Raw genomic sequence first — 25165 nt, forward strand, 5'->3', positions numbered from 1 at the left:
CTATTAAACATCAAGTTAAACGCTTGGTGTTTTTTCTACTATTTTTGAAATAATTGATTCTACTTAATCGCAAAAAGTGTTATACTTATACTAATGAAGAGGAGTGAGTAAATGATAGCAATTGGCAGTGACCATGCAGGTTACGAACTTAAAGAAGAATTAAAGAAATACTTACAAGAAAAAGGGTTAAAGACAAAAGACTTAGGCACAAATGACCTAAGCTCAGTTGATTACCCAGATTTCGGACGTAAGGTGGGCGAAGCTGTCATTAATGACAAGTTAGATTTCGGTATTGTCGTTTGTGGCACGGGCATTGGGATTAGCATTGCAGCAAACAAGGTTAAAGGCATTCGTGCGGCACTTGTCTATGATGAAGAAACCGCAAGCCTGGCTAAAATGCATAATAATGCAAACGTCATCGCATTAGGTGGTAGAAAAACATCAATCGAAGAAGCGAAAAAAATCGTTGATGCCTATTTGTCATCTAAATTTGAAGAAAGACATCAAAAGAGATTAGACAAAATAAGTGTCTATGAAGGTGAACATCATGAGTAAAGTTGTGGTATTAGATCACCCATTGATCGATCATAAAATGGCAAAACTAAGAGATAAACATACCGGCACGAAGGAATTTAGAGAAACCGTATCAGAGGTTGGCATGTTGATCACTTATGAAATCTCAAGGGATTTTGAAACCGTCGAAAAAGAAGTAGAAACGCCAATTCAAATAACAAAAGCTTATGAGCTTAAAAAACCAGTGGTTATCGTACCGATTTTAAGAGCAGGTTTAGGGATGGTTGAAGGGATTCACAACATCATTCCAACCGCACGTATTGGTCATGTCGGGGTTTATCGTGACGAAGAAACCTTAGAACCACATGAATATTTTGCGAAATTCCCTATCGATATTAAAGATGCTGCGGTACTAGTCGTCGATCCAATGCTTGCAACCGGTGGTTCTGCCTCAGCTGCGATCACAATGGTTAAAAAACGCGGTGTCACCGACATTCGTTTTGTTGGCTTAGTCGGCTGCCCTGAGGGTGTTAAACGTCTACAAGAAGATCACCCAGATGTGGATATTTTTCTTGCAGCCATGGATGAATATTTAAACGAAAAAGGCTACATCGTTCCAGGACTTGGCGATTGTGGCGATCGCTTATTTGGTACAAAATAATAAAAAAACACGGGTATACTCATTAGAATATAGCCGTGTTCTTGTTTCTTATTGGATTTATTATAAAATACTATGAACATCAAACTAAATTTGATAGAATAGGAGGTGCACGATGGATAGCGTCGTCTATTTAACCGCACTAGTTGCGAGTGCTTATTGGATTATACACATTTTAAATGCGAGTCATTTAGAAAAATTATTTAAACCGAATCACATTTGGCAAATACGTTCGAGTTATGTTGTAATTGCACTTGGATTTGGTCACTTATTGGCCCAAATGGTTGTGCAAATATTCAATTTATTTTAAAGGTTCGAGTACCTCAATGATCTCTTTTTCAATGTAATCAAGTTTTCCATTGAAATGGTTATTAAGCTCGACAATAGATGAATCATTAAAGTAAAGTCTCACGGTTATGTTTTCGGCAAAGATTTGGTCTAATAGGGTCACTTTATCTCTTGTTTGGTATAAAAATGTGTCATAAGACGCATAAGATATCGTTATTTCATAGACTTGCCTTTGGTGTTTAATTGCGATTTGTCCAAACGATAAGGCGTTTGTTACGGCGTTAGTATAAGCCCTTACTAACCCGCCGGCACCTAATTTAATCCCGCCAAAATACCTTGTAACAATCACAAGGACATCGGTTAAATCGTGATGTTTTAAAACCTCTAACATGGGAATGCCCGCGGTTTTTTGAGGTTCTCCGTCATCGGATGCTTTCATTAGTCGCTTTCTATCATAAATATAAGCATAGCAATTATGATTTGCCTCACGATGCTTTTTACGAGTCGATGCGAGGATTGCCTCAATTTCTTCTAATGAGTTTACTGGATGTAATTGACAAATAAATCTCGATTTATCAATCACAATTTCTTTTTCAATTGAATCTAATAAATAGTACATAGTATCACCAAACGTATTATAACATAGAATAGGAACATGTTTATGAAGACAAAATTTAGACATAAAGTCGTTTTTAAACTCTTAACACCGATAGTGGCACTTATTTTCCGTATTAAATATCGGTTTTATGGCGTAAAATTTAAATCAAATGAAGTCAAAGGGCCATATTTGATTTTTGGTAATCACACACAAGCACTTGACCCATTATTCTTAGCAACCAGTTTTAATGAACCAATCTATTTCGTGGCAAGTGATATGATTTTTACAAAACCAATCTTATCGAAAATCATGTCTTACCTGGTTTCTCCAATCCCAAAAGCAAAATACAGAGCAGATAGTGACACGGTAAAGAACATCATTAAAATTGCGAAATCAGGGGGATCCATTGGGTTGTTTCCAGAAGGGAACACCACCTTTTTTGGTGATTTAATGGAGGTGCCTTATTCGACGGCTAAATTAGTTAAACACTTGAAATTACCCGTTCTTTTTTATCACATTGAAGGTGGTTATCTAACCAAACCGAGATGGGCCAAAGAAAAAAGAAAAGGTAAAATGCGAGGTATGGTGACTAAAGTATGGCAGAAAGAAGAATATGAATCACTTTCTCTTGATGAAATCTACAAGCAATTAGTTTCATATCTTCGCTTTAATGATTACCTTTCAAACGAAACAAAAAAACAAACGTTTAAATCTAAGAATAAAGCGCACTACATTGAAACTGCCTTTTTTGTTTCACCTGAAACAAGAGCATTTAATACCATTTATTCCGATAAAAATGATGTGTTTGATCGCTCATCGGATCTTCATCTAAGAATTGATTCTTATGGTAAGTTTCACCGATTGGGTGAGACAGTCCAAATAGAAGATACCATTGCATGGCATAAAATACAAATAGAAGAAGTTAATAAAGTCATTGAGTCTAGAGAAATCAAGTTAATCATGGAAGAAGAACTTGAAATGAACCTATTAACAAAAAAGAAAACAACGGCCCTAGGGAAAGTCAAGCTCCTTCTTTATACCAATCGTGTTGAAATAAAAAGAGAATCTGGCGTTGAAGTAATCGACTTTAAGGACATCAGTTGTCACGTTCAATACACAAACACGCTAATCATTCATAGCTTTTTAACGGGTGTGACCTATCACTTTACACCGACGCCTCGATTTAACGCATATAAGTATGTCATATTTTCAAAAATTTATCAGAAGAAGGTGTTAAATAATGATAACGAATTATGAGTCTGGCATTGTTTGGATTGGTGTCGTATTTGTTTTTATTCTTGCTGCATTATTACTTGCAGGCAATGTGATTAGACGAAAAGTCAGTTTTTTTAGAAAATCACTTCTACCAACAGCGGTTATTGCTGGGATACTTGGGTTATTATTAAAAGAGTTTTTATTTAGACCTTTGGCAACAAATGGCATATTAGTTACGCTAGAAGAAATTGAATCGTTCAATAAATTTTTAAATGTGATTACTTACCATGCACTCGCTTTAGGTTTTATTGCAATGGGACTTAAAGTCAATGAAAAGTTAGAGATTAAGACCAATCGCTCACATAGTTATTACAATGGGCTATTGATTGTAGCAAGCTATATCTTACAAGGTTTAATTGGGATTGGATTAACGTTTATTTTTGCTTACACACTATTTCCGCAATTTAAAACAGGACCAGGACTTGCTACTGGGTTATTATTGCCATTTGGTTTTGGTCAAGGACCAGGACAAGCAAATAACTTCGGGATTATCTATGAACAAGCGGGTTTCATAGGTGGGCAGTCCTATGGGCTTGCGATTGCATCCATGGGGTTTATCTGGGCAGCGGTTGGGGGCGTATTCTACCTAAATCGTCATTATAAAAAGCCAGATAATCAAGGCAGTATACTCACTGAGTTGACCTCAGTTCAAGAAATTGAAACACCAGACGAGATCCCTGTGGCAGAATCGATCGATAAGTTCACGATTCAAATCTCGTTAGTTCTGATGGTTTATGGTGCAACGCTGTTTGCGATGTTTATAACTTCTAAAGCAGTTAGCTTGATTCCTGGGCTAGGAGGTACAATAAACTCACTGGTTTGGGGGTTTAACTTCATCTTCGGTATGATTTTGGCGATTGTATTTAAACGCATTTTCCTGCTTTTTAGAAAGACAGGTTTAATGACTAGACAATACCCAAATAATTTCATGTTAAACCGGATTAGTGGAATTGTGTTTGATTTTATGGTTGTATCAAGTATTACAGCGATTAACGTTGAAGATTTAACCGATAAATGGATTCCATTTATTGTTGTCACTATGTTTGGTGGGATTGGTACGATGATTTACCTTCATTTCTTAACGAAGCGAATCTACAAGGAATACCCGATTGAAGGCTTTGCGGGTATGTTTGGTATGTTAACAGGGACTGCATCAACTGGTGTGGCTTTACTAAGAGAAGTTGACCCGAATTTTAAAACACCTGCGGCAACCGATTTAGTGACTGGGTCAACAACCGCCGTGTTATTTGGATTACCAATTTTGCTAATTGCAGGATTTGCACCAACCTCTATCACAAATGCCGTCATTTCTTTTGTTGTATTAATTGCCCTATTTCTATTATTTACGACAATCTTACTAAAAACGCATAAAAAGGATTAAAGCGTTCACATTCTTTAGAAACTTAAATTGGCTTTACTTTTTAACTACGATTTGATAAAATGAACATGATATCTCCGAACTTCATTTTTACAAGATGGGGGAACCAATTTTTTGGGGTGAATCTTCTTAACTGAAGAAGGGCGATTTGGGCGCCCTAATCCGTCAGCTAACCTCACAGGAGTACACCAAAGCGTATGACATTAGTTATGCGCTTTTCGTATTTATTTTTATAAATATAAAAGCATCAACTATTGTCGTTAATCATTAATGACAAGGAGAGAGAAGAATGGAAGTATTATTGAAACTGGCAATTGTTGTCGTAGTAGGCATGATTGGCGGTAAAATCGCAACAAAGTTTAAATTACCAAGTGTGTCAGGTTACTTAGTTGCAGGGTTATTTTTAGGGCCATCATTTTTTGATTTGGTGACCAAAACAGACAGTGTGAATTTTGAAATTATTAGTGAACTTGCTTTATCATTTATTGCCTTCTCAATTGGCAGTGAGTTTGTGTATAGTGAGATTAAAAAAATGGGAAAAAACGTGGTAGTCATTACTTTACTTGAAGTTATTGGGGCGATCGGTGTTGTTTTTTCTGTGATGTACTTTGTTTTTAATCAAGACTTTGCTTTATCAATTGTGATTGCCTCTATGTCTGCAGCGACAGCGCCAGCGGCTACTTTAATGGTAATGAAGCAATACCGTGCTCATGGACCAGTAACTAAAACATTGTTACCGGTTGTTGCATTAGATGATGTGTTTGGTATTATTGCTTTTGGTATTGCGTTAGCGGTTGCTAAAATGTCATTAAATACCTCAGGTTCATCCGGTGTAATGATGTTTTTTGAGCCAGTGATTGAAATTGTCGGTTCAATCGGTTTAGGGGTTTTGATTGGAGTGGTTCTTGCAGTTGTTGCTAAGAAACAACAAACCAAAGATGACCTTCAAATTGTATCAATTACAGCAATCGCACTAGCCACAGGACTTTCAAATTGGCTTGGACTATCGTCACTACTCACAAACATTGTGGTAGGTACTGTTTTAGTTAACTTGTTAAAACATTCAGGAAGAGTGTTTGGGTCAGTCAATGATTTTGTACCAATATTTTATGTCTTATTCTTTACGCTTGCAGGTGCAAGTTTGGATTTAAGTATCCTCGTATCGGTAGGGTCTATGGGTATCGCCTACATCTTTGCAAGAGGTATTGGTAAATACTTAGGCGCATTTATGGGTGCCTCAATCGTAAAAGCACCAGATACCGTAAGGAAATATTTAGGGTTTGCACTCTTACCTCAAGGTGGTATTTCGATTGGTTTATCCGTCATTGTAAGGCAACAATTACCGCAGTACGCAACCATGATTACGACAATCATCATGTTTAGCGTTTTAGTCTATGAAACCTCAGGTCCTATTTTTGCAAAAATTGCGATTTCAAAAGCAAAAGAAATTAATGGACTTGATCGAATGGTTGATGAAAGTTTAAGTGAACCAATCATTAAACAAGAATTTGTAATGGAGTAGAAAACTATGAAAAACGCATTAGTCATCGTCTTAAATGACGTGAAATATTTAGATGATATCCTCTCGTCATTCATTGAATTAGGTGTCGGTGGGGCAACAATCATTGATTCACAAGGGATGGCAAGTGCCATCGTGAATGGCAAAGCTCAAAATGTGCCACTCTTTGGTTCGCTAAAGAAATTATTAGAGGGTTCACATCCCTATAATAAGACGTTGTTTGCCGTAATTGAAGGCACAGAGCTATTAGAAAAAACAATTAAAGAAATTCAAGAAATCCTTTTTGATCACAAAGGTCCAGGCGCAGGATTCATGTTTACGATACCTGTGGGTAATATCATGAAGTTAGGAAATAATTAAACCAAAGAAAAGGAATAATGCGTTAAACGTGTTATTTCTTTTTATATGTTAAGCAAAGAACGCAAATATTTTTGACTTTTTAACCAAAAAGTGATATAATTTCTCTCAAAGAAATGAGGAAGAATATATATTATGGAACTCCCGCTGATAATCTTATTATTGGTTGTATTAACGTTCACAAACGCTTTTTTTGCTGCATCAATGACAGCAATCGAGTTTGCGAATAAAAACAAATTAAAGCTGTTGGTTTCTGAAGGTCAAAAAAATGCAAGTGACGTACTAAAATATCAAAACGAAACGTCCGATTTTTTACCTACGATCCAATTTGGTATCATTCTAAGTGGCTTTTTCTCAAGTGCCGTTGCTGCTCGTTATCTGGTTGATGACATTAGTAAAGAGTTAGCAAACGTGGATTTTATTGCACACTCAATCAGCAGTGCACTTGCGTTTGTGATTGTGACATTTGTGCTTTCATTCTTTACCGTCGTCTTTGGCGTGTTAGTCCCAAGACGCATTGGGTTGAAGCACTCAGAAAAAATTGCCTTTGGTACCATTGGCGTCGTTAAGTTTTTCATGGTGTTCTTTAAGCCATCGGTTAAACTTTTAAGGATGACAACAAATTTAGTGTTAAGGCTTTTTAAGATTAACCCAAATGAAGAGATTGAAAAAGTTTCTGAAGAAGAAATTATCTCAATGATAGAATCTGGTACGGAACATGGTACGATTAATGAAGAAGAATCTGAAATGATATCATCGATTTTCGAGTTTAATGACATCACTGCTCAAGAAATTATGACCCCAAGAACTGAGGTATACATGATAGACATTAATGAGTTTTCTGAGGACACAATCGATGAAATGATCAACGAAAACTACTCAAGAGTCCCTGTTTATAACGATTCACCGGACGATATTGTAGGTATAATTTATATTAAAAATGTACTTAGAGAAGCCAGAAGCGTTGGTTTTGATCAAGTCAAATTAGAAAATATCATGAGTAAGCCTTATTTTATCCCATCAAGAAAAAAAATTAACGAAGTCTTTAGAGAGCTTCAAGCCTCAAAGAATTATATGGCAATTTTAGTGGATGAGTATGGTGGATTTCAAGGCATCGTTACCATTGAAGATTTGATTGAAGAAATTTTCGGTGACATTTATGATGAGTATGACGAAGAAGAAACAGACGTTCGACAAGTCGAACCAAATAAATACGTCATTAATGGCTTAATTTCGATTGAGGAATTAAACGAAGAATTGAATTTAGACATTCCGATTCATGATGATTATGACACAATCGCAGGCTATATATTGAGTCATATTGGTTATATTCCTGAAAAAGAGGATAAAATTGTTGTGAAATATCAAAACCTGACGTTTGAAGTGATTCAAATGGATGAGAAGCGAATTGATGAAATCATGTTGACCATTGATGAAATAGCGAATGAAGCAACCGAAGACGAGACTGAGATTTAGATAACTAAATCTCTTTTTTTTGATGAAAAATGCGGGTTTTCTACGAAGTAAAAGTGATTTTATGATATAATAAATGAGGTGATAATGATGAGACAGCTTAAACAAGCTTTATTTGTAATAAGAACATTAAAACAAAATGGGTTTGAGGCCTATTTTGTTGGAGGATGTGTAAGAGATTACCTCTTAAGAAAAGAAACCAATGACATTGATATAACAACCAACGCTTCACCATCTAAAGTGATGAAGCTTTTTGGTGCGAAACCAACTGGGATTAAATATGGTACGGTTAGTTTTACAAAAAATGACATTAACATAGAAATAACGACCTATCGAATTGATGGACCTTATTTGGATAATAGACATCCAGAAGAAGTGATTGAAGCACCTTCGGTGGAAGAAGACATCAAACGTAGGGATTTCACAATTAACGGTTTAATCATGAATGATTCGTTTATTGTCATTGATCACGTTGGTGGAAAAGAAGACTTGAAATTCAAAATGATTCGTTCCATTGGTGATCCAGAAACTAGGTTTAAAGAAGATAGCTTACGCATTTTACGTGCGGTCTATTTTCAATCAAAACTTGGCTTTCAAATTGAAAGAAATACAAGAGAACAAATGAGTATCCACAGGGATTTACTTGAAAACTTACCAAATGAACGTATTTTAAATGAAACGTTAAAAATTCTAAAAGGCGATTTCCAATTAAGAGCTTTAAAAACGCTTGAAACATCCAAAATTTCAAGTAAGCTGCCAGGCTTAGAAAAAGGAATTCAGTTTATTAATGAGCATATGAAAGAAAGTGTTTATACGGATGCTTTTTTTGCCTTATGTTTTTCTCTTAACAAACGAGTGCCTAGCGAATGGAAGTTCTCAAATGTGATTCGTAATAAATACGAAACGGTGGTTGATCTGGTTAATTCCAATCAAGAAATTGATGCGTTAATGCTTTACACGTATGGTATTGAGATTTGTTTATTAACCAACAAGGTCAGTTTCTTACTTGGTCGTTCACCATTTCAAAAGAGTAAGATTGAACAAATGTTTGAAAACTTGCCATTAAAGAGTGTGGTTGATCTTAAGTTTAAAGCGAAAGATTTACTCGAATTAACAGGGAAAAAACAAGGCGCTTGGGTTTCTAAGTTACTTGATGAATTAGTAAAAGAAGTGTTACTAGAACACGTGAATAACACGCATGAGGATTTAAAATCCTATGTAATAAAAAAAGAAGGTATATAAAATGAAAAGTGACTTTTTTTCCTACTTAGATGGCTTTAATTTGATCACCATCTTAGTACCGGCACAAACCGATCATACAAAAAAAACATTCACACTAGAAAGTGAATATCAAAAAATACAATTATCGATTAAAGAAGTAGAGTCCCTAGGACATGAAATTAAATTTACTTGTGAGATTGATGAGTCAATCACTTTGAACACGGACTATATGGTGTTTGATGAAAGACGTAACCAATCCTTTTTACGCACAGGTAAGATTGTACGTACCGAATTATTTGAAATGATGTTTGAATACACCGGTGATGATTTAGGGGTATCTTACTCAAATGAGAAAACCACCTTTAAAGTGTGGAGCCCAGTGGCCAAAGAGATTGAACTTGAACTGATTGATTTGGCTGGCATTAGACAATTTATTGATTTTACCTATGACGCATTTGGCGTTTGGGCACTAACCGTTTTTGGTAACCTAGACGGCTTTAAATATCGATTTAGAGTCCGCGTTAATGAGTCATTTAAGACAACGAAAGACCCTTATGCAATCGCATCGAATGCCAATGGGGAATATAACTATGTGGTTGATCCATCAAAGTTTTACCCATTTCAAAATGAAAAACCAGCGTTTTCAGGCAAGAAGACCGACGCGGTTATTTATGAGCTACACGTCAGAGACTTTACCGTTTCAAACACGTCTAAGGCCGTAAATAAGGGGTTATTTGAAGGGTTGATGGAAGACTTACCTAATGAGGGGTTAAACCACGTTAAAGACCTGGGAATCACGCACATTCAACTCTTACCAGTTTATGATTTTGAAGGTACCGATGAAATTAATAAAGACATCGAGTACAATTGGGGCTACAACCCAAGCCAATATAACGTCGTTGAAGGTTGGTACTCGAAGGACCCTGAATCACCTTACGAACGAATCAATGAGTTTAGACGTTTGGTCGATCACGTTCACGCCTTAGGCATGAGAATTAACATGGATGTGGTGTATAATCACGTCTTCGATATGGGAACATTTCCATTTGAAACCCTAGTTCCTGGGTATTATTACCGATTTGACCAACGAGGGATGCGTACTGAAGTCTCAGGCTGTGGGAACGATTTAGCGACTGAACGTGTGATGATGAAGAAGTTTATTTTAAACTCAATCAAGCATTGGATGACGACTTATGGTATTTCTGGATTCAGATTTGACTTGATGGGGTTACTTGATATTGAAACAATGAATAAAGTTGCTCAATTGGTATCCTCAATCGATGAAAAGGGCTTTGTCTATGGGGAAGGATGGGTAATGGAAAATACCTTGCCTAACCGTTTAAGAAGCCACATGGCGAATCACCAATACATGCCTCAAATTAGTCATTTTAATGATCAATTTAGGGATAAAATCAAAGGTGGGACGTTTACGAACACACCTGGGTTTGCCTTAGGTGGCAAAATCAGTTCTTCTGATTTATTCTATTTGTTTACAGGCAGTTCCCTAGATAAGTTTTTATTTTTTAACCCAACACAAACGATAAACTACGTTGAATGTCACGACAACCACACGTTTTATGATCGTGCAAAAGTCTTAAGACCAGAGTTAAAAGAAGAACAGCTAAAAGACTATTCGGCACTTGCCTTATCGTTTGTTATTCTTAGTTCTGGGGTGCCATTCATACACGCAGGACAAGAATTTCTTAGAAGTAAGAATGGTGTTGAGAACTCCTATAAGTCTAGTGATGAAATCAATCAAATTGATTGGACACTTAGAGAAAAACATGCCGATATCGTTCAAATGACAAAGGATTTAATTTCACTCAGAAAAAAATACAAAGTATTTCGTTTTCAACAAGTTTCTGCGATTAAACAATTCATTCGATTTATCGAGTCAAATCCAGTGACTAAAACGACTGAGTTCAAATTAAATAGTTTTGATGGTACGTTTAGAGTCTTCTTCAAAAATGACTATCAAGAAGAATTATTGAAAGTTGGGAAAGGGTATCAAACCATATTTGATGGCAGAAAACTTGTCAATGAAAATAGTGACAATTACCTTGTAAAAAAACCAGGGGCTTACATCTTTTTTAAGGAGAGTTCAGATGAAGTTTAATGCAAAAGTAGATAACATGAATGTTGGAAATGACTTTCAAAATGTAAATGTCATTTTATCAACTGGCGAAAAAAGAAATGTTAAACTTGATGAATCTCAAGTCAAATTAATTGAACTAGGTAAAACTTACCATTTTGAAGTTGAAATTGTTGTTAATAATGAGAAAGAACAATTAAAACTCATTCACTTAGAATCATTATTTGATCACATTGATGACCCATACGAGTTAAAAGATGAACTGACTAAGTTTTATCAATATGCACCCGTAGACATCAAGGAATTAAAAGAGAGTATTGAAACTTATCTTGAATCTATTTCTAATCCAGTCATTAAGAAGATTACAAAACACATTTATAATAAATACGAAAAAGCTTTTTACATGTATCCAGCAGCGGTTCGTTTTCATCATGCCTACATTGGTGGTCTTGCTTACCATACAAAAACAATGCTAGACATCGCAAAACGATTTAGTGAAGTTTATACGTACTTGAATATGGATTATTTATATAGTGGTATTTTATTACACGATGTGTGCAAAATTAAAGAGTTAAGTGGTTTTGAAGGTGGCGAATATACCGTTGAAGGTCAGTTAATCGGCCATTTAGTAATGGGTGCCATTGAGGTTGATCGTGCGGTAAAGACACTTGAGTTAGAATCATCAGAAGAAGCGCTTATTTTAAAACACATTCTGATATCGCATCACGGTTTACCGAATTTTGGAGCCGCTAAAAAACCAGCAACGGCAGAAGCGATGCTAATTTGGTATATTGATACGATTGATTCAAAGTTCACCGTATTGGGTGAAGAGTTGGAAAAAACTAATCCTGGTGAATTCACACAAAACATTGCAGTTCTTGATAAACAACGCTTTTTCAAACCGAACAAATAAAACGAATGCTCGACCTTGATATATTGGTCGAGTTTTTTTTATATGTATGAATGTAAAAAAAGTACCTAGGCATTAGCCTAAGTACTTAATTCATGTTTTGATTAGTTAAAAGTTGTAAACCAATCACTATAGATTTCATCAAATGCTTCATTTTCAGTATAGCTGAAGAATTGACGTTTGTTGATTTCTACTAATTCTTGTGCTTTAGCGTTATTTTCAGCAGAAGCAAACGTGTAGTTTGTTGTTGCTAATAACTTGTAAAGTAAGTTTAATTGAGTGTATGAGTTGGTGTATTTTTCATATACTGGTTGTAAGTAAGCATTGGTTGCGTTCTTAACTGAAGTAGGTAGGTTTTCAACACCATATTCAGAATTAACTTCATTTAAGAAGATTTGTACTTGGTTTGCAGAGATTGCGTCTGTATCGCTATAAGCATTTACAGTTACTTTTGTACCATCTTTCTTAGTTAATTCGATGTTTTCGTAAATCTTAAACTTGTCATCATCTTTTGCATGTTCATCGTCTTGTAAAGTGAATTTAGCTGATGTGAATGATGCACCACCAGTGGCAAGAATTAAATGCCAACCGAATGAAGTTTCTAAGACATCCGCGTAATCACTTGGACGTGTATCTAAGTGTTGTGATGGGAATTTCTTATCTACGTCATAGAATTCAGCTTTAATTTCTTCGTATAGGCTGACCGCTCTATCGTAGAAATCAACGTCTAATGATGATTGTTGACCAGGTAAGTTTGTTGAGTTTGTAATAGTTGACAAGGATTGGAACATGACGTTTAATCCAAGTTTTTTGTATTTAGCCCATGTGCATTCAGGAGTCACATCAAGTGGTTCTGTTGTGCATGAATCAGGAGCAATACGTCCAGCAGATTTGTATTCATCAACGATTGCAGTTAAACCAGTAGAGAATGAAGAGTACTTGACTGCTTTATCATAAATTAATTGCATTAATTCAGTGACGTTTGCTTTTAAATCAGCAACTTCTTGAGCGTCTAGTGTTTCGAAGTATTCTCTTGGATCATCTGGTGAATCGTCTTCGTCCATATCAACAAAGATTAATGCATGAGAAGCAGCAAGTGAGAAGAATTGGTTTTGAAGACGGTTTGCATAAGTAGCGATATCTTCATAAACAGTTTCACCATAATGTGCTTCAAAATCATTTAAGTATAATTTTTCAAGTTCAGCAGAAACATAGACGTTTTCGATTGCTTCATCAATTGAACTTGCTCTAAATGCCAACATTAAGAAGTTTTTTCTACCCATTGTTGCAGGGTATCCAGACGTTTCATAGTAACCTTGACCAAATTGTTTGATGATGGTTTCCATGTTTGTCTTATATTCTTTCATTTGAGCTGCTGTAATTTGATCTTGGTAGTCAGAAGCTTTTAATACTTCTCTTAAGGCCATATCAATGGCAACTGAAACACCTAATCTTGATTCTAGTTCAGCAAAGAAGGTATCCACGCTAACTTCGAAATCACCCATTTTAGCAACTAATGACTTGCTTGATTTTTTAGCAAGTGCATAAGCATCACTGTTTTGGTTTAAGTATAAGTGTAATAATGAATCATAAATGGTTACTTTTGCATCTTCTAAACGTTCAGAAGCTTTACTTGCAATGTAGGTTTGAGTTAATTTAGATTCAACAATCTTATCAAAGTATTCTTGAGCTGTTGCAGTTAAGTCTTTCTTAGTATCGTCAGTGTAGATGATTAATTTGTCATCTTCATCAACTAATTCTTGTTGATCTTCATCGTGTGATTTTAACTTAAATGCTAGGTAGTAGTTGTTGCCATAGCTACGTGGAGCTGCGGTAAATCTAGTACCTGATTCTTCTGTACTTAATGTGCTATATACGTAAGATCTCAAGCTTGTATTTGAGAAATCAGCGTAAGCTTTAGTAAATGGTAAGTTATCTAAGTCAGCAATTGCGCCATCGACTGTTGTAACACCAGTTACTGCATCTTTGTAAGAATAAATATAGTTGTAAATGTCAATGAACATAGCTAAGACTTGGTCATTGTCTAATTGAACGTCTAGTTCATCAGCAGGTCTTTGTGCAGTTACAGAAGTAACGACGCTATAACGGTCATAATATTTTTGATAATCAGACTCACTGATTGCACCTGTGTTTTCAATACCTAAGTCTGAAAGAACAGTTGCTGCATAACCTGTAACGACTTCATTTCTTGGATCTTGTAGAACAACCCAAGCATTACGGTATGCTTTTAAGTTGAAGTGACGTAGTGTTGCGTTTGCTTCGCTTTGGTTAACAAAACGAATTAGAACTAAGCTTAAGTCGAATTGGTTTTCAACGTTAGTTTCGTAATACTTTTGAATGTCTTCTTCAATCTTAATGAAGTTGGTTGAATCTTCATCCACAACTTCTTTTGCTAATTCTTCTTTAGCATAAATCTTTTTAGCAACAGATAATGTGTAATAATCAAGAACCGTTTGACTGTGGTCTGTGAAATTCACAATATCAATGTCTGCTGCAGTGATGGTTTTACCTACCATATAGAAAGTATCGATAAATGAGTCAACGTAAGTTTGCACTTGGTCTGCTTTCATTTCTTTTAGGGTATCGATATCGGTAGTTCCAGAGAAGATGCCACGGTTAGCCGCTTCAACTAGATCATCTTTATATGCTTCAGGTGTAGCTGCGATTTTTGCTAATTCATCTTTAAATAGTTGTCTTTCTAAGATTTCAACTAAGACTGAACTGCCATTTAAACGCATTTCTTCGTAAAGTTCTTTTTCAGTGATTTCGTATCCGGTACCACTTAAATAAACTTCGTCACTTACACTACCATAAGGTGTTGAAAGTGTCTTCTCACCGCAAGCGGCAAGCATTAGAGCACCGGATGTTAACATCACTAATGCAGCTAATTTTTTCATGAGATTCGCTTTATTCATAATTTCCACTCCTCGAATTTTTAATCACAAGCAAATATAATATAACACACATAACAAGGCCATTGCAACGATTTTTAAAACGTTTCCATAATATCACACAATAAAGTTAATATATATATTAATACCAGAAGGTATAAACTCGTGTTAAAATAGAGTAGGTGATTAATTTGAAGTTTTATAACATGGCAAGTGGCTCCAAAGGAAATGCCACTTATATTGAACATAACCAAACAAAAATACTCATAGATGCGGGTATTTCTTTTAAGCGTATGAAAGAAGCAATGCAGGACGCTGGATTTGATATTTATCAAGTGACGCATGTGTTTATAACACACGAACACGTTGATCACATCAAAGGCATGGATACCTTATACAAAAACATCAATGCACCAATTTATACGAGCGCTGGAACAGCAAAGGCGATGTCATATTATCAATCGACTGTCTATCAAACGAAAATTAGGATTGTAGAGCCATTAGAAGAGTTTTATTTAGATGACTTGACGATTATTCCGTTTCCGTTGTCACACGATGCGAGAGACCCGATTGGGTTTATTTTAAAGACAGAAGATAAAAAGATAGCTTACATTACAGACACAGGCTACATAAGAGAAGGGTTGATTCCACTTTTATCAAACGCAGATCTCTATTATATGGAAGCAAACCACGATCCTTATTTATTAAAGAATTCGCCAAGACCGTTTCATACAATCAAACGTATTTTAACTGAAAAAGGTCATTTGTCGAATGAGGATTCCGCCTATTACTTTTCACAAATGATGGGCACTCAAACAAAAACACTTATCATGGCGCATATTTCTGATGAATGCAATACCAATGACATCATCAAAAGAACGTATGAAGATGTTTTAATTGCTCATCAAAAAGATCTAGACACGTTAGAGGTTCACTATGCCTCACAAGTACCACTCAAGGTGATTGAATTATGAAAATAACGATTATCGCGGTTGGAAAGATAAAAAAAAGATACTTAGTTGATGCGATGCAAGACTACATTAAACAAATGCCTGTTGCCTTTGAAATCATTGAGGTTGATGATGAAAAGGAACCTTCGGGGATGGAAAAAGAAGAACAACGAATTCTTTCGAAAATAAAGGATTCGGACTACGTGATAGGGTTAGCAATCAAAGGAAAAATGCTTTCAAGTGAAGAATTTTCTTCCAAAATCGATGAAATTTCGACTTATACTAGTAAGGACCTAGCTTTTATTATCGGTGGGTCTTACGGTTTTACACAAAAAATATATGAAAAATGTGATTATTTGTTATCTTTTTCAAAGATGACTTTACCGCATCAATTGATGCGGTTGGTCCTTGTTGAACAAATCTACAGGGCATTTCAAATTAAACGAAATCACCCATATCATAAATAGGAGATTGTATGAAAAAATATGTCATTTGGGATTTTAACGGGACTGTTTTAGACGATCTAAAACTATCGGTTGATTTATTGAATTTGATGTTAAAAAGACAAAACAAAAAACAATTAACGGTTGAACAGTACTTAGATGTATTTGGATTTCCAATCAAAACATACTATGAAAAAGCAGGCATTAGCTTTGAAAAAGAATCGTTTGACGAGATGGCTAATTTCTTCATTAGCCAATACCAACCCGAAAGTTTGAATCAGTCATTAAACAAAGGAGTTAAAAAAACCTTAGAGAGATTAAAACAATTGGGTGTAAAAAACATCTTACTTTCAGCTTCTGAACAAAACAACTTAGAAGAACAGATTAAACATTTTAAGTTGGATCACTTATTTGAAGCGGTATTAGGAACAGATAATATTAAAGCTCATGGGAAAGTCTATAAAGGTATTGATTATTTAAAAACACACCAAATTAATCCTAAAGATTGTCTATATATTGGGGATACGACACACGATTATGAAGTCGCTCAAGCCTTAGGCGTTGAGGTTCTATTGTATACAGGTGGTCACCAAAGCGAAAGAGTTTTGAATCAAACCGGTGCTAGATTAGTGACCGGCATTAGTGATATAATAAAGTATATCTAATAGAAGGAAGGTTATTTTGTGAAAAAATGGTTAGAAGGATTTAAAAAATTCATTAATCGTGGCAACATCCTAGATTTGGCGATTGGGGTTGTCATTGGGGGTGCGTTTGGGAAAATTGTTAATTCAATGGTTAACGACATCATCTTCCCTTTACTAGCTGCTGTATTAGGTGAAGCAGAATTTACTGACTTATCATGGAAGATTTTTTTAAGAAGTGAACTAGATCCAACCACCAATCAAATGGTTGATATATTTTCAACCGTTCGATATGGCAACACAATTCAATTAATCGTGGAATTCTTAATTATTGCACTTGTGATTTATACGATTGTTATTCGTATCATTAAGGGTGAAGCTAAAAGACAACGCGAACTTGAAAGACAACAACGTGAAGCTGAACTTCAAAAACAAACAGAGGCACCAGTGGTTGTTGAAAAAGTCATCCCTGAGGACATTAAGCTTTTAATGGAAATCAGAGATTTACTAAAAAAAGAATCATAAGATAGACAAATGCCCCTAAAGACGGACCATGCAAATCATTTTCTTTTGTGTGGGGTTCTATTTTAGGGGATTTTTTTATCGATTTAAGACGATGTTTGATATAATTAACTTAGTAGAATTGAGGTAGACGTATGTATCAATTAGAAGACATAAAGAATAAGATATACAATCAAGGTAGAGATTTAGAAGTGGCACTTTTCAATCACTATTTTTTAGAGGATGACAGAGAAATGGTTTCCTATGCATTGTCCATTTATCAAAACGAAGATGGTGGGTTTGGTCATGGACTAGAGCCTGATAATACCAATCCCGATTCAAGCAGTTTTCAAACGTCATATGCGTTAGAGTTACTTGTGAATATAGGCTATAAATCAACTACGTTAGACGAGTTTACTAAAGAGATGGTAGACAGTGCCGTCCATTTTTTAAAAACGCAATTAACAGACGATTTATGGTTGGCTACCATCCCATCAAACAACGAGGCAAGTTGTGCGATATGGTGGAAACATCAACAAGGCGTCAATTCGTTTTTAGAAAACCCAACCGTTTCAATCGTTGGGACTTTATTACAATTATTAGATGAGACCGATGATTTTTATCAAACCCTAGTAAAGCTTCAAACGAAATATTATCACCATTTTTTATCAACAAAGGTAGAGGATAAACATTTACTTGCTTGTTATATCCATTTTTATCAAGGGCTTAAAGTAACGAACCGATTTGACTTGGAGCCATTTTATAAGAAGTTATCAAATGAGATTAAAGAATCGATTGATGGTGTGGACCTGTGGAATGAAGGTTATGTCACAACACCATTTAGTTACCCACTCTATGAAGAGACTTACGGAATTGATGTTAAGCTAATTCAACAAAACCTTGATTTTTTAGAGAAGACCTACGTTCATAATCATTGGAACATCAATTTCACATGGATGAATGAAGATGAAGGATTTGACGTTCAGGCAATCAAATGGCAAGCAATTATTACCATTCATAATTTAAGATTAATTAAAAAATATCAAGAAGCTGTTGTCTTTTAAAGTTTCTTGTGTTACTATTTTAAAAAAGAAGGCTTGTTAATATGTTATTTACATTGGTTGGTTTTTCCTATTTTTATTATTACTTTAAATAAAAGGAATGTGTGCATTCCTTTTTCAGGTTTTGATAAAAAAAGGAAATGTACTAAACGGTAAAGCTTCTTATCCTTAGGACATTCCTAAGGATATTTTTTTATATCTAGGAGGATATTTGATATGATCGTAACCATGCAACAAAACGCAACGAAACAAAATTTTGAGAAAATCACCACTTATTTAATGAATAAGGGCTATGGAATTAAAGACAGTTCAAGCGAAAACTTGATGGTTTTTGGTGTGATTGGAGACACAAAGAGCTTAAATCCGAATGATTTAGAAGCTTTTGAGGGTGTTAAGAATGTCACAAGAGTATCAACACCATACAAGCTAGCCAGTCGCTCATTCAAAAAAACAGACACCATTATCACACTAGCTAACGGCACAGTCATTGGCGCTGATCAGTTTGTCGTAATGGCTGGACCTTGCTCGGTCGAATCATACGAGAACACCTTAGAGATTGCAAAAAGCGCAAGCAAGAGTGGGGCAACAATTCTAAGAGGTGGTGCTTATAAACCTCGTACCTCACCATACGCGTTTCAAGGTATGGGAATAGATGGATTGAAGATTTTAAGAGAAGTCGCAGACAAGTTCAATATGGCGGTTGTTTCTGAAATCATGAGTGAAGATTTAATTGAAGCATTTGAACCCTACGTGGATATCTATCAAATCGGTACAAGAAACATGCAAAACTATAACTTGTTAAAACAACTAGGTGCAAGAACACAAAAACCTATTTTATTAAAACGCGGCATGTCTGCAACCATTGAAGAATGGTTAATGAGTGCTGAATACATCATGGCCTCAGGTAATGAAAACGTCATTTTGTGTGAAAGAGGTATTCGTACGTTTGAAAAATACACAAGAAACACATTAGATATTTCAGCGGTTTTAGCAATCAAAGAATTGTCACATTTACCAATTGTGATTGACCCATCACATGCGGCAGGGAAATATTCAATGATTGAACGTTTATCGATGGCAAGTCAAGCGGTCGGTGCGGATGGGATTATTGTCGAGATACACCCAGATCCTGAGCACGCATTAAGTGATGGGGCACAATCGCTAAAATTAGAAAAATTTGATTCGATGATGGGTAAACTAAAAGAGTTATCTAGCGTCTTAGATAAAAAAGTAAAATGAAAATCTTCGTTGTCGGACTTGGTTTGATTGGTGCGTCTTTTGCACAAGGGTTATCAAACAAACATGACGTCTATGGCTTTGATTTAGTCAGTAATCAAAAAGCATTAGAAAAAGGCTATATTAAGGGTAATGATTTAAATGAGATTACCACATCGGATGTCGTTATCTTATCACTATACCCAAAAGACAATGTTTTGTTTTTAAAACAACACATCCAATTATTCACAAACAAACAGTTAATTATGGACGTGGCAGGGACAAAAGTCGAAATGATTGATCAAATTGAATCGCTTTTACCTGCTGGGTATCGCTATGTCTCTGCTCACCCAATGGCAGGAAAAGAAAAAAAAGGCATCGATTATGCGGATTGGAAACTCTTTAATAACGCGAATTTCATCATTTGTGAGACGAATTTCTCATCAAAAAATGACGTTTCGATCGTTAGAGAACTTGCCTTTGAACTAGGGTTTAAGAAGGTATCTGAACTGGATAGATACGCACACGATCGATTAATCGGATTTACAAGTCAGTTGCCACACGCGCTTGCGGTTGCCTTAGTTAATAGTGACATTTACCAAGATACCTCTCGTTTTACAGGGGATTCTTATAGAGATCTAACGAGAATTGCGATGATCAACGAACACCTTTGGCAAGAACTATTTTTCGAGAATATAAAAGTACTAGTTGAAGAAATCAATCGCTTTGAAAGTGAACTTGATAAATTGAAACAAGCACTAATTAGTGAAGATAAAGAAATGTTAATTGAATTATTTATCGCATCGACCAAAAAAAGGAGTGGGTTTTAATGATTTTATCAATGCCTTTAGCAACGAATCCATACGACATTCACATTGGAAAAAATCTCATGGCACAACTAAAGATGCTCATTAAAAAAGTGTATGAGGGTAGTAAAATCTATGTGATTACTGACCAAACGGTCTTTAACTATCACCAAGAATATCTACTAAAACGACTCGTTGATTTTGAGGTCGAAGTCGTTGTGGTTGCCCCAGGTGAAACCTCAAAATCATTTGAAGTGTTTGAACAAGTTGTCGATGAATTAATCGAAAAAGGAATCAAAAGAGGTCACTTGATTTTGGCTTTTGGCGGTGGGGTGATTGGCGATTTAGCCGGTTTTGTTTCTGCTACGTTATACCGCGGGATTGACTACATTCAAATCCCAACCTCACTACTAGCGATGGTTGATGCATCAATCGGTGGAAAAACAGGCATCAACACGAATAAAGGGAAAAACTTAGTTGGTTCGTTTTATCAACCAAAGATGGTGATTATTGATACGTTATTACTCCGTACGTTAGATAAAATAGAGTATCAAAACGGCATGGCTGAAGTGATTAAATCGGCATTCATTGGTGATGCAAGTTTAGCAAATCAGCTCTTAGTATCACCAGTGTCAGAAGATGAAATGATTAAACGAACAATCGAAGTTAAACGTCGTTATGTACTGCTTGATGAGTTTGATCGAAAAGAACGAATGTACCTTAATTTTGGCCACACGTTTGGCCATGCGATCGAACGAAAATCAAACTACCACATTAAACATGGATTTGCGGTTGCTGTTGGTATGGTTATCGCGTGTGACGTCGGAATTAAACTTGGTATCACCTCGCAAGAAACTAAAGAAAAACTAGTAGCATTATTAAAGAAGTATGGGTTGGATAAGACGGTTGTCAACCCGAATAATTACATCAACGAGGTATTTTTTGATAAGAAAAACATCAATGATATTCTTAACATGATCTTTATTACTGATATCGGGTGTCCGATGATTTCTCAGATTAAGAAGGAGGATTTTAATGGATGCTTTAATTAATCCTCATAAACTAAAAGGGGAAATTGACGTCATTGCATCAAAGTCAATTACACACCGAGCGCTCATTTGCGCCGCACTTGCTAATGGGACAAGTGTGGTAAAAAATGCGCTCCACTCAAATGACACGTTCGCTACAATCGATATGCTTAATGCATTAGGTGTTGATTTTGAGGTTAAAAAAGACACGATTGTCTATGGCAGACCAATGATGAAACCGATGAAAGTACTAAATGCAAATGAATCTGGTTCATCAATTCGATTTTTAATCCCAGTGGCAATCACCTCACCTTATGAAGTAATCTTTGATGGCAAAGAAGGATTAAGAAAAAGGCCACAGAACGTCTACTTTGATTTATTCAAGAAACACCAGATTACTTACGAGGCACTTTCTAATGAAGACTTGCCATTTAAAGTAAAAGGGCCACTGACACCAGGGACTTATGAATTGCCTGGTGACATCAGTTCTCAATTTATCACAGGGTTATTGTTTTCACTGCCTCTATTAAATGGGGATTCACTCATTAAATTAACGACGCCACTTGAATCGGTCGGTTATATCGATTTAACCTTAGACGTCTTAAAAACGTATGGGATATCAATCGAAGTAAAAGGCAATACCTACCATATCAAGGGAAATCAATCGTATGAAGCCAAAGACTATGAAGTTGAAGGCGATTTTTCACAAGCGGCATTTTTCCTTGTTGCAAATACACTAGGTTCGAAAGTGGTATTAAACAAGATGAATGAGAAATCTCTGCAAGGAGATAAAAAAATCATTGAGATTATTAACCAAATGGGTGGAAATGTTTACTTTGAGAATGGGCAGTTGTTTGCGAAAAAAGCACAAACTAAAGGCATTGAAATTGATTTATCTCAAACACCTGATTTAGGTCCGATACTCACAGTGCTTGCCTCGGTCTCAAAAGGGACAACAACGATCGTTAATGCTCAAAGACTACGAATCAAAGAGTCTGACCGAATTAAATCGATGATTTGTGAATTAACTAAAATGGGCGCAAAAATCACCGAAACGAGTGATGGGATGATTATTCAGGGGGTATCCAAATTAAAAGGGAATGTCACCCTAGAAGCATGGAATGATCACCGTGTAGTCATGGCGCTTTCCATTGCTGCAACCATAGCCGATGGGCCAGTTAGAATAAAAAATTCTGAGGCTGTGAATAAATCATACCCAACATTTTTTGAAGAATTTGCACGTTTACAAGGGAGTGTTACATTTGAATAAATTAGAAAAAGCACGCATTAACATTGATTTAATTGATCAAGAAATGGCGAAATTGTTCGAAAAAAGAATGCAAGAAGTCAACGAAGTAATTGCCTATAAAATGGAACAAGGGTTACCGATATTCGATCAAAAAAGAGAACAACAAGTGATAGAAAAAAACTTGAAATATATTAATAATAATGAATTAAAGCCGTATTACGAAGCGTTTTTGAATGCATTGATGGGTATTTCTAAAGAATACCAAAGTAAAAAAATATGAGTAAATTTGGACTAATTGGTAAATCACTTAAACACAGTCACTCAAAAGCACTTCATGAGTTAATTGCAAAGAATAATCAGTTAACATACACCTATGAATTGCTTGAATACGAGTCAAAAGACGATCTTATAGTTGCGATTGATCTGCTGAAGAAAAAAAAGTATTTGGGTTATAATGTAACCATCCCATACAAAGAAGCCATCATGAGTTATTGTGATGAGCTAAGTGAGGCAGCAAGAAAAATCCAAGCGGTTAACACCATCTATCTAAAAGACGGTTTGGTTTACGGTGATAACACGGACTATTATGGGGTAATGAGACTTTTTGAGTTTTACCATATTAACCCAAAAACCAAAGCGGTGTATATTTTGGGTTCTGGTGGTGCTGCTAAAGCAACCGCCTATGCACTCTCCTTATTAGGCTATCTACCTGTGGTGGTTTCAAGAGATAAACAAAAGAATAAAAAACAGTTTTCGATGGTGATTGATTACGAACAATTTTATCAAATTGATCAGTATCCCTTAGTAATTAACACCACACCTGTGGGGATGTATCCAAATAATGACAACTGTCCTTTGCCACCACAAATCGCCAAAAAAATTGATATTGTGATTGATTTGATTTACAACCCTAAGAAGACCGTATTGATGAAAGAAGCAAACTTTAGTTGTAATGGGATTGTGATGTTAGTCACCCAAGCACTTAGATCACAAGAGTTGTGGCAAAAAAAAATACTTAAGAGTACAAAAGAAGATATTGATGATTTAATCGGAGGGCTTAATTTATGAATACGTTTGGACGTTTATTTAGAGTGATGATTTATGGTGAATCACATCAAAAAGCGATCGGTGTGATTATCGATGGTATAAAACCGGGCATTAAATTCAATGAGTCAGTCCTTTTGGAGGACTTAGAAAGAAGAAAACCCGGGGCAATTGGGACAACAAAACGTGTGGAATCAGACCAACCAAACATCACATCGGGGGTATATCAAGGTTATACAACCGGCAGCCCAATTCACATCACGTTTGAAAACACCAAAACACAATCAAAAGATTATAGTAACCTGATTTCGTTTCCAAGACCAGGTCATGCCGATTTTGTTGCGATAAAGAAATATAAAGGTTTTTCAGATCCAAGAGGTGGTGGGCCGTTTTCAGGAAGAATGACCACCGGATTGGTGGCTGCTGGTAGTTTCGCTAAGATGTTCACAGGATTTAATGTCGATGCAAAGCTCATTCAAGCAGGTGAATTAACCGACATGAGTAAACTCGATGATTATATCCAAGACGCCTCAAATAAAGGCGAGAGCGTCGCTGGCATTATTGAAGTGACGGTTAAGGATTTACCGATTGGGTTAGGTGAACCTTTCTTTGAATCATTAGAATCGAAAATGGCACAAATGATGTTTTCCATTCCAGCCATTAAAGCGATTGAGTTTGGCGTAGGTTTTAAAGGCGTCTCATTATTTGGAAGTCAGTACAACGACTGCTTAATTGATGAAACAGGTAAAACCAAAACGAATCACAATGGTGGTGTCAACGGGGGAATTACCAACGGAAATCCGCTTGTTTTTAGAGTACTTGTCAAACCAGCTTCTTCAGTTTATGTCAAACAAGAGACGTACCATTTTATTGAAAACAAAATCCTGCCACAACAAATTGAGGGTAGGCATGACGCATTTATCGCAAGACGTGCGGTAATTGTGGTTGAAAATGCCTGTCACATCGTTTTAGCAGATTTGTTATTACAGTCAAAATCAAGGGACTAAATGTCCTTTTTTTGTTATAATTATCT

General features: G+C 35.8%; 25 protein-coding genes and 1 riboswitch. Of the genes, 23 read left to right on the forward strand and 2 right to left on the reverse strand.

Going from position 1 to position 25165, the window contains the following annotated elements; translation table 11 throughout:
* Nucleotides 1-111 precede the first annotated feature (111 nt).
* From rpiB to BN853_RS01700, 3 genes are all read left to right on the forward strand, one after another.
* A complete protein-coding gene (gene rpiB, locus BN853_RS01690; protein WP_030004210.1) occupies nt 112-555 on the forward strand; it encodes a ribose 5-phosphate isomerase B in 444 nt (147 codons plus the stop codon).
* On the forward strand, nt 548-1174 hold the full coding sequence (gene upp, locus BN853_RS01695) for a uracil phosphoribosyltransferase (protein WP_030004211.1): 627 nt from the start codon (nt 548-550) through the stop codon (nt 1172-1174). The genes rpiB and upp overlap by 8 nt, the downstream gene beginning before the upstream one ends.
* Before the next feature lie 112 nt (nt 1175-1286).
* Nucleotides 1287-1481, forward strand: a complete 195-nt coding sequence (locus BN853_RS01700) for a DUF1146 family protein (protein WP_030004212.1) — start codon at nt 1287-1289, stop codon at nt 1479-1481.
* Here BN853_RS01700 and BN853_RS01705 read toward each other — a convergent pair.
* Complete coding sequence (locus BN853_RS01705) at nt 1473-2078, reverse strand: YigZ family protein (RefSeq protein ID WP_030004213.1); 606 nt, start codon at nt 2076-2078, stop codon at nt 1473-1475. The genes BN853_RS01700 and BN853_RS01705 overlap by 9 nt on opposite strands.
* 42 nt (nt 2079-2120) lie before the next feature.
* On the opposite strand from BN853_RS01705, the gene BN853_RS01710 reads away from it, so the two are divergent.
* The 8 genes from BN853_RS01710 to BN853_RS01745 all read left to right on the forward strand — a co-directional run bounded on the left by BN853_RS01710 (nt 2121) and on the right by BN853_RS01745 (nt 12285).
* Nucleotides 2121-3314: a lysophospholipid acyltransferase family protein gene (locus BN853_RS01710; RefSeq protein WP_052591128.1), complete on the forward strand. Its 1194-nt coding sequence runs from the start codon at nt 2121-2123 to the stop codon at nt 3312-3314.
* Nucleotides 3298-4713 carry a sodium/glutamate symporter family protein gene (locus tag BN853_RS01715; RefSeq protein ID WP_030004215.1) on the forward strand — a complete coding sequence of 472 codons (1416 nt, stop codon included), beginning with the start codon at nt 3298-3300 and terminating at the stop codon, nt 4711-4713. Before BN853_RS01710 ends, BN853_RS01715 begins: the two co-directional genes overlap by 17 nt.
* 62 nt (nt 4714-4775) lie before the next feature.
* Nucleotides 4776-4909: riboswitch (cyclic di-AMP (ydaO/yuaA leader) on the forward strand.
* Nucleotides 4910-4999: 90 nt separating this feature from the next.
* On the forward strand, nt 5000-6232 hold the full coding sequence (locus tag BN853_RS01720; protein ID WP_030004216.1) for a cation:proton antiporter: 1233 nt from the start codon (nt 5000-5002) through the stop codon (nt 6230-6232).
* A gap of 6 nt (nt 6233-6238) precedes the next feature.
* Complete coding sequence (locus BN853_RS01725; RefSeq protein WP_030004217.1) at nt 6239-6589, forward strand: hypothetical protein; 351 nt, start codon at nt 6239-6241, stop codon at nt 6587-6589.
* Between the two features lie 132 nt (nt 6590-6721).
* Nucleotides 6722-8062 (forward strand): hemolysin family protein, encoded by a 1341-nt coding sequence (locus BN853_RS01730; RefSeq protein ID WP_030004218.1) that lies wholly within the window; start codon nt 6722-6724, stop codon nt 8060-8062.
* 87 nt (nt 8063-8149) lie between these two features.
* Nucleotides 8150-9301, forward strand: a complete 1152-nt coding sequence (locus BN853_RS01735; protein WP_030004219.1) for a CCA tRNA nucleotidyltransferase — start codon at nt 8150-8152, stop codon at nt 9299-9301.
* Nucleotide 9302: 1 nt separating this feature from the next.
* Entirely contained in the window at nt 9303-11396 is a 2094-nt protein-coding gene (pulA, locus tag BN853_RS01740) for a type I pullulanase (RefSeq protein ID WP_030004220.1), read from the forward strand.
* Complete coding sequence (locus tag BN853_RS01745) at nt 11386-12285, forward strand: 3'-5' exoribonuclease YhaM family protein (protein WP_030004221.1); 900 nt, start codon at nt 11386-11388, stop codon at nt 12283-12285. Before pulA ends, BN853_RS01745 begins: the two co-directional genes overlap by 11 nt.
* A gap of 101 nt (nt 12286-12386) precedes the next feature.
* Here the strand turns inward: BN853_RS01745 and BN853_RS01750 are convergent, their stop codons facing one another.
* Complete coding sequence (locus BN853_RS01750; RefSeq protein WP_030004222.1) at nt 12387-15218, reverse strand: hypothetical protein; 2832 nt, start codon at nt 15216-15218, stop codon at nt 12387-12389.
* A gap of 182 nt (nt 15219-15400) precedes the next feature.
* On the opposite strand from BN853_RS01750, the gene BN853_RS01755 reads away from it, so the two are divergent.
* The 12 genes from BN853_RS01755 to BN853_RS01810 all read left to right on the forward strand — a co-directional run bounded on the left by BN853_RS01755 (nt 15401) and on the right by BN853_RS01810 (nt 25139).
* Complete coding sequence (locus BN853_RS01755; RefSeq protein WP_030004223.1) at nt 15401-16168, forward strand: MBL fold metallo-hydrolase; 768 nt, start codon at nt 15401-15403, stop codon at nt 16166-16168.
* The gene (gene rlmH, locus BN853_RS01760; protein ID WP_030004224.1) at nt 16165-16611 is read left to right on the forward strand and encodes a 23S rRNA (pseudouridine(1915)-N(3))-methyltransferase RlmH; all 447 of its coding nucleotides are present in this window, start codon (nt 16165-16167) and stop codon (nt 16609-16611) included. Before BN853_RS01755 ends, rlmH begins: the two co-directional genes overlap by 4 nt.
* Nucleotides 16612-16619: 8 nt before the next feature.
* Nucleotides 16620-17252, forward strand: a complete 633-nt coding sequence (locus BN853_RS01765; protein ID WP_030004225.1) for an HAD family hydrolase — start codon at nt 16620-16622, stop codon at nt 17250-17252.
* Between the two features lie 18 nt (nt 17253-17270).
* Entirely contained in the window at nt 17271-17753 is a 483-nt protein-coding gene (gene mscL / locus BN853_RS01770; RefSeq protein ID WP_030004226.1) for a large conductance mechanosensitive channel protein MscL, read from the forward strand.
* 131 nt (nt 17754-17884) lie between these two features.
* Nucleotides 17885-18793, forward strand: coding sequence for a hypothetical protein (locus BN853_RS01775; protein ID WP_030004227.1), 909 nt, complete (start codon nt 17885-17887; stop codon nt 18791-18793).
* 213 nt (nt 18794-19006) lie between these two features.
* The gene (gene aroF, locus BN853_RS01780) at nt 19007-20029 is read left to right on the forward strand and encodes a 3-deoxy-7-phosphoheptulonate synthase (protein WP_030004228.1); all 1023 of its coding nucleotides are present in this window, start codon (nt 19007-19009) and stop codon (nt 20027-20029) included.
* Nucleotides 20026-20835, forward strand: coding sequence for a prephenate dehydrogenase (locus BN853_RS01785; RefSeq protein ID WP_030004229.1), 810 nt, complete (start codon nt 20026-20028; stop codon nt 20833-20835). Before aroF ends, BN853_RS01785 begins: the two co-directional genes overlap by 4 nt.
* A complete protein-coding gene (aroB, locus tag BN853_RS01790; protein WP_030004230.1) occupies nt 20835-21863 on the forward strand; it encodes a 3-dehydroquinate synthase in 1029 nt (342 codons plus the stop codon). Before BN853_RS01785 ends, aroB begins: the two co-directional genes overlap by 1 nt.
* Nucleotides 21847-23109 carry a 3-phosphoshikimate 1-carboxyvinyltransferase gene (aroA, locus tag BN853_RS01795; RefSeq protein WP_030004231.1) on the forward strand — a complete coding sequence of 421 codons (1263 nt, stop codon included), beginning with the start codon at nt 21847-21849 and terminating at the stop codon, nt 23107-23109. Before aroB ends, aroA begins: the two co-directional genes overlap by 17 nt.
* The gene (locus BN853_RS01800; protein WP_030004232.1) at nt 23102-23368 is read left to right on the forward strand and encodes a chorismate mutase; all 267 of its coding nucleotides are present in this window, start codon (nt 23102-23104) and stop codon (nt 23366-23368) included. The genes aroA and BN853_RS01800 overlap by 8 nt, the downstream gene beginning before the upstream one ends.
* The gene (locus BN853_RS01805) at nt 23365-24156 is read left to right on the forward strand and encodes a shikimate dehydrogenase family protein (RefSeq protein ID WP_030004233.1); all 792 of its coding nucleotides are present in this window, start codon (nt 23365-23367) and stop codon (nt 24154-24156) included. The genes BN853_RS01800 and BN853_RS01805 overlap by 4 nt, the downstream gene beginning before the upstream one ends.
* On the forward strand, nt 24153-25139 hold the full coding sequence (locus BN853_RS01810; RefSeq protein WP_030004234.1) for a chorismate synthase: 987 nt from the start codon (nt 24153-24155) through the stop codon (nt 25137-25139). Before BN853_RS01805 ends, BN853_RS01810 begins: the two co-directional genes overlap by 4 nt.
* Nucleotides 25140-25165: the final 26 nt, after the last annotated feature.

The sequence above is a fragment of the Paracholeplasma brassicae genome (genome assembly GCF_000967915.1).
Taxonomy (GTDB): domain Bacteria; phylum Bacillota_I; class Bacilli_A; order Acholeplasmatales; family UBA5453; genus Paracholeplasma; species Paracholeplasma brassicae.